This is a genomic window from Shinella sp. SUS2, from assembly GCF_001262505.1.
Taxonomy (GTDB): domain Bacteria; phylum Pseudomonadota; class Alphaproteobacteria; order Rhizobiales; family Rhizobiaceae; genus Shinella.
Window position 1 is genome coordinate 20,643 of sequence record NZ_KQ410734.1, and the last position, 14,065, is coordinate 34,707.

Annotated in this window: 17 protein-coding genes and 1 pseudogene; 12 read left to right on the forward strand and 6 right to left on the reverse strand. The window is 62.7% G+C overall.

Annotated elements, in window-relative coordinates; translation table 11 throughout:
* The first annotated feature begins 1 nt into the window (after position 1).
* Positions 2-1,363 carry an amidase gene (locus AKG11_RS19810; RefSeq protein WP_050745180.1) on the forward strand — a complete coding sequence of 454 codons (1,362 nt, stop codon included), beginning with the start codon at positions 2-4 and terminating at the stop codon, positions 1,361-1,363.
* A 54-nt stretch (positions 1,364-1,417) separates the two neighbouring features.
* Here AKG11_RS19810 and AKG11_RS19815 read toward each other — a convergent pair whose 3' ends face one another.
* Positions 1,418-1,792, reverse strand: coding sequence for a DAK2 domain-containing protein (locus AKG11_RS19815; protein ID WP_050745181.1), 375 nt, complete (start codon positions 1,790-1,792; stop codon positions 1,418-1,420).
* 20 nt (positions 1,793-1,812) lie between these two features.
* Here AKG11_RS19815 and AKG11_RS19820 point away from each other — a divergent pair.
* Positions 1,813-2,352 (forward strand): annotated as a pseudogene (locus AKG11_RS19820) (PfkB family carbohydrate kinase); the annotation flags it as partial.
* A gap of 90 nt (positions 2,353-2,442) precedes the next feature.
* Here the strand turns inward: AKG11_RS19820 and AKG11_RS19825 are convergent.
* Complete coding sequence (locus tag AKG11_RS19825; protein WP_023512943.1) at positions 2,443-3,240, reverse strand: class I SAM-dependent methyltransferase; 798 nt, start codon at positions 3,238-3,240, stop codon at positions 2,443-2,445.
* A 105-nt stretch (positions 3,241-3,345) separates the two neighbouring features.
* Here AKG11_RS19825 and AKG11_RS19830 point away from each other — a divergent pair, with 105 nt between their 5' ends.
* The 3 genes from AKG11_RS19830 to AKG11_RS19840 are packed head-to-tail and all read left to right on the forward strand — an operon-like array spanning position 3,346 to position 6,290.
* A complete protein-coding gene (locus AKG11_RS19830) occupies positions 3,346-4,476 on the forward strand; it encodes an ABC transporter substrate-binding protein (RefSeq protein WP_050745182.1) in 1,131 nt (376 codons plus the stop codon).
* A gap of 3 nt (positions 4,477-4,479) precedes the next feature.
* A complete protein-coding gene (locus AKG11_RS19835; protein ID WP_050745183.1) occupies positions 4,480-5,544 on the forward strand; it encodes a FecCD family ABC transporter permease in 1,065 nt (354 codons plus the stop codon).
* On the forward strand, positions 5,538-6,290 hold the full coding sequence (locus AKG11_RS19840) for an ABC transporter ATP-binding protein (RefSeq protein WP_050745184.1): 753 nt from the start codon (positions 5,538-5,540) through the stop codon (positions 6,288-6,290). The genes AKG11_RS19835 and AKG11_RS19840 overlap by 7 nt, the downstream gene beginning before the upstream one ends.
* 27 nt (positions 6,291-6,317) lie before the next feature.
* Here AKG11_RS19840 and AKG11_RS19845 read toward each other — a convergent pair whose 3' ends face one another.
* Positions 6,318-7,208 (reverse strand): LysR substrate-binding domain-containing protein, encoded by an 891-nt coding sequence (locus AKG11_RS19845; protein WP_050745185.1) that lies wholly within the window; start codon positions 7,206-7,208, stop codon positions 6,318-6,320.
* A gap of 30 nt (positions 7,209-7,238) precedes the next feature.
* On the reverse strand, positions 7,239-8,147 hold the full coding sequence (locus AKG11_RS19850; protein ID WP_050745186.1) for a LysR substrate-binding domain-containing protein: 909 nt from the start codon (positions 8,145-8,147) through the stop codon (positions 7,239-7,241).
* A gap of 108 nt (positions 8,148-8,255) precedes the next feature.
* Here AKG11_RS19850 and AKG11_RS19855 point away from each other — a divergent pair, with 108 nt between their 5' ends.
* The 6 genes from AKG11_RS19855 (at position 8,256) to AKG11_RS19880 (ending at position 12,405) form a co-directional block, all read left to right on the forward strand.
* A complete protein-coding gene (locus tag AKG11_RS19855; protein WP_050745187.1) occupies positions 8,256-8,930 on the forward strand; it encodes a cysteine hydrolase family protein in 675 nt (224 codons plus the stop codon).
* Positions 8,927-9,238 (forward strand): GYD domain-containing protein, encoded by a 312-nt coding sequence (locus AKG11_RS19860; protein ID WP_050745188.1) that lies wholly within the window; start codon positions 8,927-8,929, stop codon positions 9,236-9,238. Before AKG11_RS19855 ends, AKG11_RS19860 begins: the two co-directional genes overlap by 4 nt.
* Positions 9,239-9,366: 128 nt before the next feature.
* Positions 9,367-10,185 carry a transporter substrate-binding domain-containing protein gene (locus AKG11_RS19865; RefSeq protein WP_088016567.1) on the forward strand — a complete coding sequence of 273 codons (819 nt, stop codon included), beginning with the start codon at positions 9,367-9,369 and terminating at the stop codon, positions 10,183-10,185.
* An 18-nt stretch (positions 10,186-10,203) separates the two neighbouring features.
* Complete coding sequence (locus tag AKG11_RS19870) at positions 10,204-10,881, forward strand: amino acid ABC transporter permease (protein ID WP_023512934.1); 678 nt, start codon at positions 10,204-10,206, stop codon at positions 10,879-10,881.
* Positions 10,856-11,671: an amino acid ABC transporter ATP-binding protein gene (locus AKG11_RS19875; RefSeq protein WP_371260120.1), complete on the forward strand. Its 816-nt coding sequence runs from the start codon at positions 10,856-10,858 to the stop codon at positions 11,669-11,671. Before AKG11_RS19870 ends, AKG11_RS19875 begins: the two co-directional genes overlap by 26 nt.
* An 11-nt stretch (positions 11,672-11,682) precedes the next feature.
* Positions 11,683-12,405 (forward strand): MBL fold metallo-hydrolase, encoded by a 723-nt coding sequence (locus tag AKG11_RS19880; RefSeq protein WP_245290261.1) that lies wholly within the window; start codon positions 11,683-11,685, stop codon positions 12,403-12,405.
* Between the two features lie 34 nt (positions 12,406-12,439).
* On the opposite strand, the gene AKG11_RS19885 is transcribed toward AKG11_RS19880, so the two are convergent.
* Positions 12,440-12,718: a GNAT family N-acetyltransferase gene (locus tag AKG11_RS19885; RefSeq protein WP_023512931.1), complete on the reverse strand. Its 279-nt coding sequence runs from the start codon at positions 12,716-12,718 to the stop codon at positions 12,440-12,442.
* Positions 12,719-12,756: 38 nt separating this feature from the next.
* A complete protein-coding gene (locus tag AKG11_RS34610; RefSeq protein ID WP_023512930.1) occupies positions 12,757-12,894 on the reverse strand; it encodes a hypothetical protein in 138 nt (45 codons plus the stop codon).
* A 94-nt stretch (positions 12,895-12,988) separates the two neighbouring features.
* Between AKG11_RS34610 and AKG11_RS19890 the strand changes: the two genes are divergently transcribed.
* Positions 12,989-13,969, forward strand: a complete 981-nt coding sequence (locus tag AKG11_RS19890) for a LysR family transcriptional regulator (RefSeq protein ID WP_050745192.1) — start codon at positions 12,989-12,991, stop codon at positions 13,967-13,969.
* The last annotated feature ends 96 nt before the right edge of the window (positions 13,970-14,065 follow it).

Genomic DNA, 14,065 nt, shown 5'->3' on the forward strand with positions numbered 1-14,065 from the left:
GATGACGACAGAGCCGCGCTCGATCGCCCAGCTTTCCGTGCTTCTGCAGTCGGGCGCGCTTGATCCCGTTGCGCTTGTGGAAGAGACGCTTGCAGCCATCCGGTCGCATCCGGATGCCGCGGTCTTCACCTTTCTCCTGGAGGAGCGGGCGAGAGCGGAAGCTGCGGCCGCACGGCAGCGCCTGCGGAAAGGGCGCTCGCGCGGCGTCCTCGACGGTGTACCGATCGCCTGGAAGGACCTCTTCGATATCGCGGGCCTGCCGACCACCGCCGGTTCCCGCGTGCTGAGGGACGCGGAGCCCGCAAGCCGCGATGCGGCCGTGGTGCAGGCTCTTGCGGGCGCCGGCATGGTCAGCGTCGGGCGGGTGAACATGAGCGAGTTCGCCTTTTCCGGCCTCGGTATCAATCCGCATTACGGCACGCCGCGCAACCCGGCCTCGCCCGCTGGCGAGCACCGCATTCCCGGCGGCTCCTCGTCCGGTTCCGGGGTCGCGGTCGCGGCTGGGCTCGTGCCCGTCTCCATCGGCACGGATACCGGCGGCTCGGTGCGCATCCCCGCCGCCTTCAATGGTATCGTCGGCTACAAGGCGACCCGCGGGCGCTACGCCATGGAGGGTGTGTTCCCCCTGGCCAAAAGCCTCGATTCCCTTGGTCCGCTCTGCCGCACCGTGCAGGACGCGATCCTCATCGATGCTGCCATGCGGGGCCTGCCCGCTGCCGGCCCCGTCCCGCACCAGAATGTTGCCGACCTCTCCTTCGTCATTCCCGAGACCGTGTTCTTCGACGGTGCGGAACCGGAGGTCGTCGCGGCTTTCGAGGCGGGCGTCACGCAGCTTTCGCGCGCCGGCGCGCGCATCCGGCGCGAGGCCTTCCCGGAGTTTTCCGCAATTTTCGAACTGATGGCGAAACACGGCGCGCTGGTGACGGCGGAAGCTTTCGTCCTTCATCGTGCGCGCATCAAGGGTGCGGCGGCGGCGGAGATGGATCCCCGTGTCGTCAAGCGCACGCTGCTCGGTGAGAAGATCACCATCGCCGATTATCTCGAGATGCTGGAGGCCCGAGAAAAACTGACAGCAGCCTTCGAAGCCAGGCTCGGTCCGCAGGACCTGCTGCTCAGCCCGACGCTTCCCCATGTCGCCCCGGAAATCCAGCCGTTGCTCGATGATGAGGACCTGTTCTTCCAGACCAACGGCAAGACGCTGCGCAACACGCTGGTCGGCAATTTTCTCGATTGGTGCGGGGTGTCGCTGCCGTGTGGCACGGGTGCCGGGGGCTTGCCCGCCGGGCTCTTGGTGTCGGCTCCGCGGTGTGGTGACGAACGGTTGCTGGCCGCCGCTATGGCGGTGGAAGGCGTGCTCGGCTGAGGTTCCTGGCCGCTTCTCTGCGACTTTCCGCGGATCCTGGCGCGCAGGTTCGCGTCAGGACTGCAGGCGGGCCATAGCCTTGACGAGTGGGACCGTGGCGCCGGTTTCGGCAGCGGTCTCGACCGCGTTCCAGACGTCCGATTTCGAGCGGTTGCCGGCAACGGCGGAGGATGCCGCCTCGGCGGCAGGGAGCCAGACATCGAGCATGGTCTTGTCGCCACACTGCGTCTTGCCGCGGTTGCGGATGCCCTTGGCGATGGCGATGAGCATGTCGCGGCCGGCAAGCGCTTGGGCGGCGCGCCGGAGGTCTGTCGTGTAAAGTGGGCCGGTGGAAGTGCCGACGGCGTCGAGAAAGCCGCTGGCCGCTGTCGACAGGACGTCGGACGGGCTCGCAGCGTCAAGATCGGACCTGGAGAGAGCAGTGTTCACCGCCTTGAAGTTGCCGCCGCGGCGGTGCCAGGCTCGGTGCGTTGAACGGCCTTCTGGTCTACAAGCTTAGCGCGCCTTCGCTCATCGTCACGATTGGTACGCACACCATTTTCGATCTTCTCGGCGCGAATGACGGGACGCTCGGTCTCATCGAGCCGCTGTTCCCGTATATCGATTACTTCACGCCCCGGATCGAAGAGGCCAGACAGATCTCGGCCGCGCCCGATGTCGAGGGCGCAGGGCGGTTCTTCCTGGAGCGTGGCGTAAAACATTGTTTTTTTACCCTCGGCGGCGACGATGTCTGCTTCATGGATGCCGCAAGTACTGTCGTCCGGGAGCGGGTGTTCGAAATCGAGGTGGTCGAATACGATGGGTTGCGGCGACGCCTTCGATGCCGGTTACATCACGGCCCTGCATCACAAGATGGACCTGGTCACCGCGCTAACCTCGCGCAGGCAAGCGCCGCGCTCGTGGCGACCGGTCTCGGTTCGGATGCCGGTATCCGCTCTTTCGATGAAACACTTGTCTTCATGAACAGCGCGCCGCGCAAGGCGGCTTGAGGCGATCTATTAGGGGCCGCCCCAAGGCCCTTGGCAAAATTCGCATCCGACGACGGGGTTGCCGAAGAAACCGCGTTTGGTTTCGGTATGTCATTTTTGCGCTACGATCGCATAACGGTGTTGAAGGCCCCGCGCGATGGCCTTGAAGAAACCGAAATGCGCTGCCTGCGTCTTGTGGATTTGCCGCAGATCCCTGTCCGCCGTCACGCTTGAAAAACCCGCTTCCGCAAGCAGGCGTGAAACGACGTCGACCCGCGCACCGCCGGAAAAATGGACGCGGGAGAGGATGTCTGCATGCGTGCCGGTCATGGCCGCAGGCGCCTGCACTCCTGTCGTGCCTGCTCGTTCCAGAAAGGCGGCGAGCCGTTTTACGAGCCGCTCGGCGAGGCCCGTATTGACGAAATCACCGTCGATGACCAGCAGCTTGCCGCCCGGTTTGAGGACACGCAGCCACTCTGCAAAACAAGCGGCCGGATCGACAAGGGTCCAGACAAGATGGCGCGTGACGATCACGTCGTAGCTGTCATCGGCCTCAAGCGTGTTCTCCGCATCGCCGAGATGAAAACGGATGGAACGGCCGCGGGCTGCGGCCTTGGCGCGGGCGCGTTCCAGCATGGGTTCGGCCCAGTCGATGCCGGTCACCCGATAGCCGAGGTCATCCATCAGGTGGGAGATCACGCCGGTTCCGCTCGCAAGGTCGAGAGCCTCGCGGCCATCGCCACGGCCGAGATGCCGTTCGATGAGCGCATGCCAGGCGGCGCGTTCCTCCTCGGAGAAGATCTCGTGGCCGGGCGACTGGTCGAATGTTGCAGCGCGCGCGGACCAATAGGCCTTGATTTCATCCCGCAAGGTGAAATTGGTGCCCTCCGTCGTGCGGTTGCTCTGCATGCTTCGTTCCCCGATTTCAGCTTCGAACGCTTCTAAAAGATAATACTTGACTATAAAAGTCATAAAATAATATGTGCCGGGCAGTTTCCACCGGAGATGAATCCCATGCCCTTTTCTGGCAAGTCGACGATGTTTGCCCTCGGCCTCCTCGTGTCCACCGTGCTGCCGGCAATGGCCGATCCCGTCGTCCTCAAGGACGTTACCGGGCGAGACGTCGAAGTGAACGTGCCGGTCAAGCATGTCATCCTCGGCGAAGGCCGGCAGATCTATTTCCTCGCCGCGCTCGACAAGGAAAACCCGTTCCAGCACGTTGTCGGCTGGCGCGACGACCTGCCGAAGGCTGATCCGGAATCCTACGCCGCTTACCTCGCGAAATACCCCAACATCGCCAAGCTGCCGACCTTCGGCGGCATGAAGGACGGTACGTTCGATATCGAGCAGGCCGTGGCCCTGAAGCCGGACGTCATCCTGATGAATGTCGATGCCAAGACCGCGACGGAAGAAGCCGGCTACATCGAGAAGCTTGCCAAGGTCGGCATCCCGCTCGTCTATGTCGATTTCCGCGAGAAGCCGATGGAGAACACCGAGCCGAGCATGCGCATCATGGGCACGCTGATGGGCAAGGAGAAGGTTGCGGAGGATTTCATCACCTTCCGGGCCGATGCGATCAGGAAGGTCACGGACGTCCTTGAAAAGACTGGTCCGGCAAAGCCAGTCGTCTTCGTCGAGCGGGCAGGGGGCTACTCCGACGATTGCTGCATGTCCTTCGGCAACGAGAACTTCGGCAAGATGGTCGAACTCGCCGGCGGCACGAACATGGCCAGGGAGATCATCCCCGGCACGTTCGGCACGGTGAACCCGGAGCAGATCATCGCCTCCAATCCCGACCAGGTGATCATCACCGGCGGCATGTGGGAAGGGTATGTGCCGGGTGGCAACTGGGTCGGCGTCGGGTATGGCGCCGATACGGCGGAAGCCCGCCGCAAGCTGGAAAACCTGACCAAGCGTCCGGCCTTTACGGGCGTCAAGGCGGTAAAGGACGGCAATGTGCACGCCATCTGGCACCAGTTCTACAACAACCCCTACCAGTTCGTCGCCATCCAGCAGATCGCCAAGTGGCTGCATCCCGATCTCTTCAAGGACCTGGATCCGGAGGCGACCTTCAAGGAGCTGCACGCCCGCTTCCTGCCGCTTGAATACAAGCCGGGATACTTCGTCTCGCTGAAGGGCGAGTAGTCGATGGCCGCCACGGCGACCGAAGCCAGGGCGACGGGGCGCGATCAATATCGCGCCCTTGCCTTTCGGCGTATCCTCATCCTTGCCGGCCTCGGTCTTGCGCTTGCCGCCAGCATTGCCATCGACATGGCGCTTGGGCCCGCGAACTACAGCGTTTCCGAGGTTCTTTCCGCGCTCTTCTCGCCGGAGACGGCAGGTGACCAGCTGCGTGTCGTCATCTGGGATATCCGCATGCCGATCGCGTTGATGGCGGTGACGGTCGGCGCGTCGCTCTCGGTTGCGGGTGCGCAGATGCAGACGATCCTGTCGAACCCGCTCGCCAGCCCCTTCACCCTCGGCATTTCAGCCGCTGCCAGCTTCGGTGCGGCGCTGGGGCTTGTTGCCGGCGTCGCCATCTTTCCGGGGGCGACCCAATACATGGTGCCGGTCAATGCCTTCATCATGGCGATGGTGGCCGCGCTCTTCATTCATTTCGCCTCGACGTTGCGGGGCGTGACGGTGGAGACCATCGTTCTGCTCGGCATCGCGCTCGTCTTCACCTTCAATGCCGCGCTGTCGCTTCTCGAATACCTCGCCTCCGAACAGGCGCTCGCGGCCGTCGTGTTCTGGACCATGGGCAGCCTCACGAAGGCGACCTGGGACAAGGTGTTCGTCACCGCGGCCATACTGGTCGTGACGCTGCCGCTCTTCATCCGCAATGCCTGGGCACTGACGGCGCTGCGGCTCGGCGACGACAAGGCGGCCAGCATGGGCGTCAATGTCCGGCGCCTGCGTCTCCACACCATGCTCGTCGTCAGTCTGCTCGCCGCCATTCCTGTCTCCTTCGTCGGCACGATCGGCTTTGTCGGCCTTGTCGGCCCGCATATCGCGCGCATGGTGGTGGGCGAGGATCAGCGGTTCTTTCTGCCCGGGTCCGTGATCTGCGGTGCGCTTCTTCTGTCGGCGACATCAGTCGTCAGCAAGGTGCTCATCCCCGGTGCCATCCTGCCGATCGGGGTCATCACCGCGCTTGTCGGCGTTCCCTTCTTCTTCGTCCTGATTTTCTCGAACCGGAGGCGCGCATGGTAAGCCTGGTGCTGAAGGACCTTGGCGCCAGCTATGGCCGCACGACGGTTTTGTCCAATGTAGCGATCGAACTGCTGGCATCCGGCACCACCACCGCGGTCATCGGCCCGAATGCGGCGGGAAAATCGACCCTCTTCAAGCGTATCGCAGGCCTTGTTTCCGGTCCTGGTGTCGTGCAGCTCTCCGATGTGGCCCGCGGGGACCGCTCGATCTGCTACATGCCGCAGGATACCGGTTCGAATGCCGTGCTGACGGTGTACGAGTCGTTGCTGCTTGCCGCAAAACAGGGTGGCGGCTGGCGTGTGAAGGACGGCGAGCTGTTCGAGATCGATGCAATCTTGAAGGCGTTGCGCATTGAAGAGCTTGCGTTTCGCGGCCTCGATGCGCTGTCCGGCGGCCAGCGTCAGCTTGTCTCGCTCGGCCAGGCGCTGGTGCGCAAACCCGAGGTCCTGCTGATGGACGAGCCGACCTCGGCGCTCGATCTCCATCGGCAGATCGATGTGTTGGAATTCGTCGCCGATCTTGCCCGCCGCACTGGCATGGTCGTGCTCATCGCGTTGCATGATCTCAATCATGCCCTGCGCTACTGCACGAACACGATCGTCATCGCCAATGGTGAAATGGCCTCGAGTGGCGCAACCGCCGAGGTGATAACACCGACCATGTTGCGCGATATCTATCGCGTCGATGCCCGCATCGAAGCTTGTTCCCGAGGCCGGCCGATGGTCATCGTCGATGGTGCGCTTTGAGCCGTGACCCGAGCCCGGTGGTCGCCTTCAGGGAATGGTCGCCTCTTCGATCAGCCAGTTGATGAAGTAGCCGACCTCGGCGGTTTCCCGCTTCGCTTCCGGGCAGATGCAATAGTAGTTGTGAAGGGCCGGCACGCTGAGCTGCAGCGGCTGGACGAGGCGGCCTTCGTCGAGATCGCGGGCGGAAACGACTTCGTCGCTGAGCGCGACGCCGAAACCGTCGCGCGCGGCCTGAAGCACGATGCCGAAGTCGTCGAAATAGACGTCCGCCTCCCCGGCATAGGCGATGCCGGCCTCTGCCTGCCAGCGCCGCCACTGCGAACCGTCGTCTTCATGGAGCAGCCGGTGATAGGCAAGGTCTGAGGGCTGGCGGATGGCGTTCGGTCCGCGCAGGAGCTGCGGGCTGCACACCGGCGTCATGCGGATACCGTGCAGAAGACGCCACCAGAAACCCGGCCATGGCGGTGCCCCGTAGACGATCGCGACGTCGGTCTTGCGCCAGTCGACGCCGGGAAAATGGCTGGACGTGACGACCTTCAACTGGAAATTCGGACTGTCGGCCATGAAGGTGAAAAGCCGGGTCGCAAGCCAGGCGACGCCATGCACCTGTGGGATGGAGATGGTCAGGGTTCGCCTGCTGGCCTCGCCGTATCTTTGCGCCGAGAGCTGGCGCACGCCGGTCTGGATCGCGTCCATCGCATTTGCCACCGAGCGCTGGAGCTGGCTTCCGCTCGGGGTCAGGGCCAGTTGGCGTCCGCGTTTTTGAAACAGGTCGACACCGAGTGCTACCTGGAGCGCGCGGATCTGCTGGCTGACCGCGCCTGGCGTCACATGCAGCTCCGCTGCCGCCGCGCCGACATTGCCGAGCCGTGCGACGCTTTCGAAGACGCGAAAGGCATGAAGGGGGGGCAGCGTCATCGGTTTCGGTCCTCAAACGGGGCTTGACGATCAGGCATTCTGGTCGCGTCCGGGGCGCAACTGCTCGATCACGCGATCGGCAAGCGCGCGCAGGACCGGGTCGTTCGCCCGGTCCACAGGGCAGACGATGTAATATTCCCGCGCTGCGTTGATCGTGGTCGAAAACGGCTGGATGAGACGGCCTTCGCTTAGATAGTTCCGCGTCAGGACATCGGAGACCAGCGCCACGCCGCGGCCTTGAACGGCAGAGGCGATTGCCTGCGCCACCGAATTCACCCGCACACGCGTGTTGCCTTCGAGGCCTATCCGCGCGGCGACGGACCATTTTGCCCATTCGCCACCGTCGTCTTCATGAAGCAGGGCGACCGAACTCAGCTTCCTGTCGCGATTGCGCAGGTCCAGCCGGGGAAACAGCGTCGGCGCGCAGACGGCACAGAGCCTGACTTCGCTGAGGGATCGCCAGTATTTTCCGGTAAATGGCGGGTTGTCGTAGACGATGGCGAGGTCGTTTTTGTCCCAATCCACGTCAGCGGCGGTGATCGCCTCGTTGATCGTCAAGCTGGCGATGCCGTTCGACTGAGCGAAATCGACGATCGCGGCCGTCAGCCAGGCGATGCCGAGCGCCGTCGGTACGGAGACCGACAGCGCGGCGGGCTGGTCGCCGGCGGTAATTTTCCGCGAAGCCCGCGTCGCCGTGTCGAGCTGGCCGAGCGATATGGCGACGGCCTGCGAAAAATCCTTGCCCGCCTGGGTCAGCGCGACATTCCGGCCCGCCTTCTGAAACAGCACGATCCCCGTCGCTTCGCCCAGTTTCTTCAGTTGCAGGGAGATCGCGCTGGGGCTGAGGTTCAGTTCCTCGGCGGCATGCCGGACCCCGCCGAGGCGCGCGGTCGCCTCGAAGGCCGGCAGATATTGCAGGTACGGCGGCAGACGGCTCATTATTTGACCCGGCTAGTTGTTTGGAAAAACAGAACGATACTGGTGATTATAAATTGATTTTTTCAAACTGTTAAGAGTGCTATCCCAACGACAAAGAGGAGAACGTTCATGATTGCGGCCAAACCATTCGACTTTCCCTATGACGGCAATCTGGAGGCGCAGAAGACTGCGCTCATTGTCATAGACCTGCAGGAGGATTTCCTGTCGACGACCGGCTATTTCGCCCGCCAGGGCTACGACCCGGCGCCGCTCCGAGCGATCCTTCCCGCAGTCAACCGGCTCATTGCCGCTTGTCGGGAGGCCGGCGTGCAGATCATCCACACGCGGCAGGGTTATCGCGGGGACCTCGCGGACATGACGCCTTACGAAAAATGGCGCCGGAAGCGCTCCGGTCTTGAGGGCACGACCGCGCTGCTGCGCTCCAGCCCGGGCTTCCAGATCGTTCCCGAACTCGATGTGCGTCCGGAAGACATCATCGTCGACAAGACCTGCAACGGCGCCTTCACCTACACGGATTTCGAACATGTCCTGCGCGCGCAGGGCATCACCCATCTCCTGTTTTCCGGCTGCACCACGGATGTCTGTGTGCACACCACGCTGCGCGAGGCCTGCGACCGCAACTTCCAGTGCCTGACGATCTCCGATGCCTGCGCCAGCGGCGATCAATATGCCCACGAGGCGGCCCTTCACATGGTCACGGTCGAGAACGGCATTTTCGGTGCGCTCACCGATACGGCCGCAGTCCTTGAGGGGCTCAAGAAGCTTGGAACGTCTACGAAATGAGCGAGGTGCATGCGAGCCAGAAATACGTTTCCCTGATGCGTCTGACGCAGAAGGGGCTCACCGAGCTGACCGACAGCGCCAAGCGCCGGAAGGTCAGCGAGGATCGCGTGGCCGCGCTCGGCGGTCGCTCGATCGCCTTCTATGCCCTGCTCGGCCCCTATGATTTCGTGCAGATTTTCGAAATGCCGAGCAACGAAGCCATGATGCAATACGTCCTCACCGCGCGCCGGGACGGGCATGTCGAGCCGCTGATCCTTCCGGCCTTCGACACCGACACGTACGGGCAGATCCTCACCGAAATAGTTTAGTTTTTCTGCGTTTATTTCGCGAAAACATTTAGCTTGTCTGCATGGGATGTTCGTATACGACTTCACAAAACATCAATCCAAGAAGCCAAAAACAAGGGAACACGATGATGAAAACTGCACGACTGGGAATGAAACCGTCTCTTCTCGCCGGCGCGATGCTGGCCGCTCTTCTCGGCGCAGGCAATGGTCTTGCCGCAGAGCAGAAACCCGATTTCGTATCGGGTGGCGTCCTGAAGGTCTGCACCAGCGGCGAATTCCCGCCGATGGAATATTATGAAAACCCCGGCGACAAGGACCTCGTCGGCTTCGAGATCGACGTCATGGACGCAATCGCCAAGCAGTGGGGTGCCAAGGCCGAATATGTCGTCGGCGATTTCAAGGGGCTGCTCCCCTCGCTCGATTCGAAGCGCTGCGATCTCGTCGCGAGCGGTATCCTGATCACGCCGGCCCGTCTCGAAAAATACGACGGCATCCCCTATTTCAGCTCGCATATCGTGATGGTCACCGCGGCAAGCGACACGGAGACGAAGGTTCCGGCCGATGTCAGCGGCAAGGTGATGGCGATCGAGGCCGGCACCTCCTACGAAAAGATGGTCGCCGATCTCAATGCGGAGCTTGAGGCCGGCGGCAAGGCGCCGATCCAGGCACAGACCTATCCCTCGGCATCCGGCGTCATCGAGCAGATCCTCGTCGGGCGTGCGACGGCCACCATCACGCAGGATACGACGGCGGCCTATCGCATGCTGCAGGTACCGGGCCGCCTGAGCATTCCCTACACCTACGAGCAGAGCGAAAACTACGGCATCTATCTCCGCAAGAGCGATGGTGACCGCCAGATGCTGAAGGAAGCGATCGAGGCCCTGCAGGCGAGCGGCGCGATGAAGGCACTGCTTCAGAAATGGAACCTGCCGGAAACGGCGACCGACGTTTCCCACGACGTCAACTGACGATAGGACGGTTTCGCGTTGTTCCAGCTCGACCTCTTCCTGCAGGCGATATTCAGCGCCCCCCTTTTCAAGGGGGCGCTCCTGACGATCGGCCTTTCCCTCTGCGTCATGGCCGTGTCTCTCGTGCTCGGCATGGGGCTCGGTTCCATGGCGGGCTCACCGCGGCCGGCGGTCCGATGGCTGGTGACGCTCTATGTCTGGCTCTTCCGCGGCGCGCCGGCCCTGCTGGTGTTGCTCTTCGTCTGGAACGGCCTGCCGCAGATTTCGGAGATTTTCCGCGCCGGCTGGTTCACGCCTTTCGTCGCGGCGTTCCTGGCGCTCTCGCTCATCCAGATCGCCTATCTGGCGGAAATCCTGCGCAGTGCCTTTGCCGCCGTCGGCCATGGCCAGCGGGAAGGGGCTGCGGCGCTCGGCATGCATCGCTGGCAGATCTTTCTGGTCATCACCATGCCGCAGGCGCTCCGGATCGCGGTTCCCGCGCTGATGAACGAGTTCATCTCCCTCCTGAAGACCACGTCGCTGGCGACCGTGATCTCGCTCAAGGAGCTGATGACCGTCTCCCAGTTCGCCATCGCGACGAGCTTCCGCTTCCTCGAATGGTACGGCGCCGCGCTCGTCTACTATCTTGTTATCGTCTCGGTGCTGACGCTTGCGCAGAACCGCATCGAATATGTGCTTTCGCGCGGCTATCGCTGATCCCGCTTCAACCCGAGAGTTGGAAATGAACACGCAAACGACGACCGATCTTCCGCACCGGGCCGCGATCGAGGTGGCTGGCGTCAACAAATGGTACGGCGCTTTCCAGGTCCTGAAGGGCATCGACCTGACGGTGAACAAGGGCGAACGCATCGTGATCTGCGGCCCTTCCGGCTCCGGCAAATCGACGCTGATCCGCTGCATGAACCGTCTCGAGATTCACCAGGAAGGCTCGATCATCGTCAACGGCATCGAGCTTACCAACCAGCTCAAGCGCATCGACCGCATTCGAAGCGATGTCGGCATGGTCTTCCAGCACTTCAACCTGTTCCCGCATCTGACGGTTCTCGAAAACTGCACGGTCGCCCAGCGCTGGGTGCACAAACTGTCGAAGAAACAGGCGACCGAAATCGCAATGACCTATCTGGAGCGCGTCCACATTCCGGAAAAGGCCGACAAATATCCCGGTCAGCTATCCGGCGGCCAGCAGCAGCGCGTCGCCATTGCGCGTGCACTCTGCATGAACCCGAGCATCATGCTGTTCGACGAGCCGACCTCGGCACTCGATCCCGAAATGGTCAAGGAGGTGCTGGACACGATGATTTCTCTCGCCGCCGACGGAATGACGATGGTCTGCGTCACGCACGAGATGAATTTCGCGCGCGAGGTGGCGAGCGAAGTGGTTTTCATGGATGGCGGCCAGATCATCGAGCGCAACACGCCCGACCGCCTGTTCTCCGCGCCCGCGCATGAGCGCACGCAGCGCTTTCTCGGCAAGCTGCTGCATTGAGGGAGGTGAGGGTGCGCAATAAGGACTGGTTTTCGAAGGAGACAATCTCCGAGAGGCTGACGCGGCTTTACGAGCCGCATGTGCACAGCTTTTTCCGGGCCAACATGTTTCATTTCGTCGGTCGGGATGCTGATCTCGTCGTCGATTTTGGCATGGGGCTCGCCAGTCTCGCGGGCGCGCTGGACATTCCGGCCGGCAAGCCTGTGCTGGCGGTCGCGACCCACGTCCATGTCGATCATGTCGGTTCGTTCCACGAATTCGAGAACCGGCTGGGGCACGAAGCCGAGGCCGCTGCCTTTGCGCAGATGCTCGACACCGATACGCTCGCCCCCTATTTTCGCACGCAACCGGACGCCCTCGCAGCGGTCGCGCCCACGGGCGTCATGCCGGAGGCCTATGCGATCCCGCCCGCTGCGCTTGCCACGATCCTCAAGGAAAACGATGTCATCGACACCGGCGACGCCCGCTACATGGTCCTGCATCTTCCGGGCCATTCACCCGGCTCGCTCGGCCTTCTCGATGAGAAGACGGGGACGTTTTTCAGCGGAGACGCGATCTACGAGGGCAACCTCGTGGATGACCTGCCGGGATGCGACGTCGCGGCCTACCGGGTGACCATGGAGCGCCTGTCGCGGCTCGACGTCCATACTGTTCACGGCGGCCATGGATCGAAGTTCGGAAAGGCCCGGATGCAGCAGATTGCCCGGGCTTATCTGACGGAAAAGGGGGGCTGAGCGGGGCCAGTCGACTACGGCGTCGATTGCCACATTATCCGTCGAGCAGGCTGGCATAGTCCGGGTGTTTGACGGCGAAGGCGGCCATGAAGGGGCATTTTGCGATGATGCGCGTCTTTCGGGCGCGCAACGTCTCGAAGACACCCCGTGCAAGACGCGTGCCTATGCCTTGGCCTGATAGCGCCTGGGGAACCTCGGTGTGGATGAGCACGATCCGGCCATTCTCCTCGCGGTAGTAGGCGACCGCCATCTCGTCTCCGACGGCCAGCTCGAAGCGCGACTCGGCCGGGTTGTCGCGAACGTCGTCATCCATCAGGCATCCTCCGCTTTCCAGTCTCGCCGGTGATCCGGCTAAAGGCCGCTGAATTGCCACAGGAGCCCGATCAGCCCCAGATAGAGGAGCGATCCGGCGATGAACCGCTCCTGCAGGCTGGCAACCGATTGTAGGGGCAGACGGCCGGGAACGGCAAATGCTGTCTTTGCGTCCATGTCGTGTTTCTTCCTTGAACGGGGCGAGGGATCGCGCTTGTCGAAGGTGGTGCCGGAAGCTACATTAATCAAATGAGGCTGGGGCATTGGAAGCATGCGCGAAATTCATAGCGCCGATCTTAACCTTGTTCGCGTCTTCGTCGCAGTCATGGAGGAGCGGGGCGTCACGCGGGCGGCCGAGCGCCTGCACCTTACCCAGTCGGCCATTAGCCATGCACTCGCCCGGCTGCGCGAGACGCTTGGCGACGAGCTCTTCATCCGCGGGCCGAACGGCATGTATCCGACCCCCCGTGCCCTGGAGCTTGCGCAGGCGTTCAAGCCGGCCCTGCGGCAGATCGAGGGCGCCCTCGCGGGCAATACCTTCAATCCCGAGACCTCGGACATCACCTTCGCGATCTCGACCTCGGATTTTCTCACGGCGACGGTCATTCCCGAGCTGATGGCGCGCATCCGCTGCCATGCGCCGAAGGCCGGCTGCTGGCTGCGCCCGTTGAGTGAGCTCAACATCACGGAGGAACTCGATCGCGGCGCCCTTCATGTGGCCATCGGCGTTTTCGGCAAGACACCGTCCCGTTTCGTCAGCGAGCCGCTGTTTTCCGATCAGAGCGTGTGGCTGATGCGCCGGGATCATCCCGCCGCCGCTGGTCCCTTCGGTCTCCAGGCGCTTGCGGCCTTTCCGCATGTCGATATCCTGATTTCCGACCAGCTTCAGCCGGCCGGGGATGCGACGATCGACCAGGGTGGGCTGGAGCGGGCCTACATCACCAGCAATCCGCGTTATATCGAGGGTCTGCTCGGCGCCGAGGGCCTGACGCGCACGGTTGGCGCGACCGTCTCGCACATCCTTGCCGTTCCGGCCCTTTTGGCGGCAACCGACATGATCGCCTACGTGCCGCTGCAATTTGCATTGCGCGCCGCGCGCGCGCTCGATCTTGCGTGGCGCGATCCACCTTACCACGCGCCACCCTTCGAGATCTCGATGCTGTCGCACCGGACGATGGGCGCACATCCCGCCGTGGCCTGGTTGCGGCAGGCGCTGGTGGAAAGCGCGGAACGTTACCATCGTAAGGATTGATCCAGGCAAGAGAATGAATCTTGTTCATGAATCAAATGCTAATGCATCATTTCATTCATTGAGTATCCGCGCCCATATTTGCCGATATCTAAATCC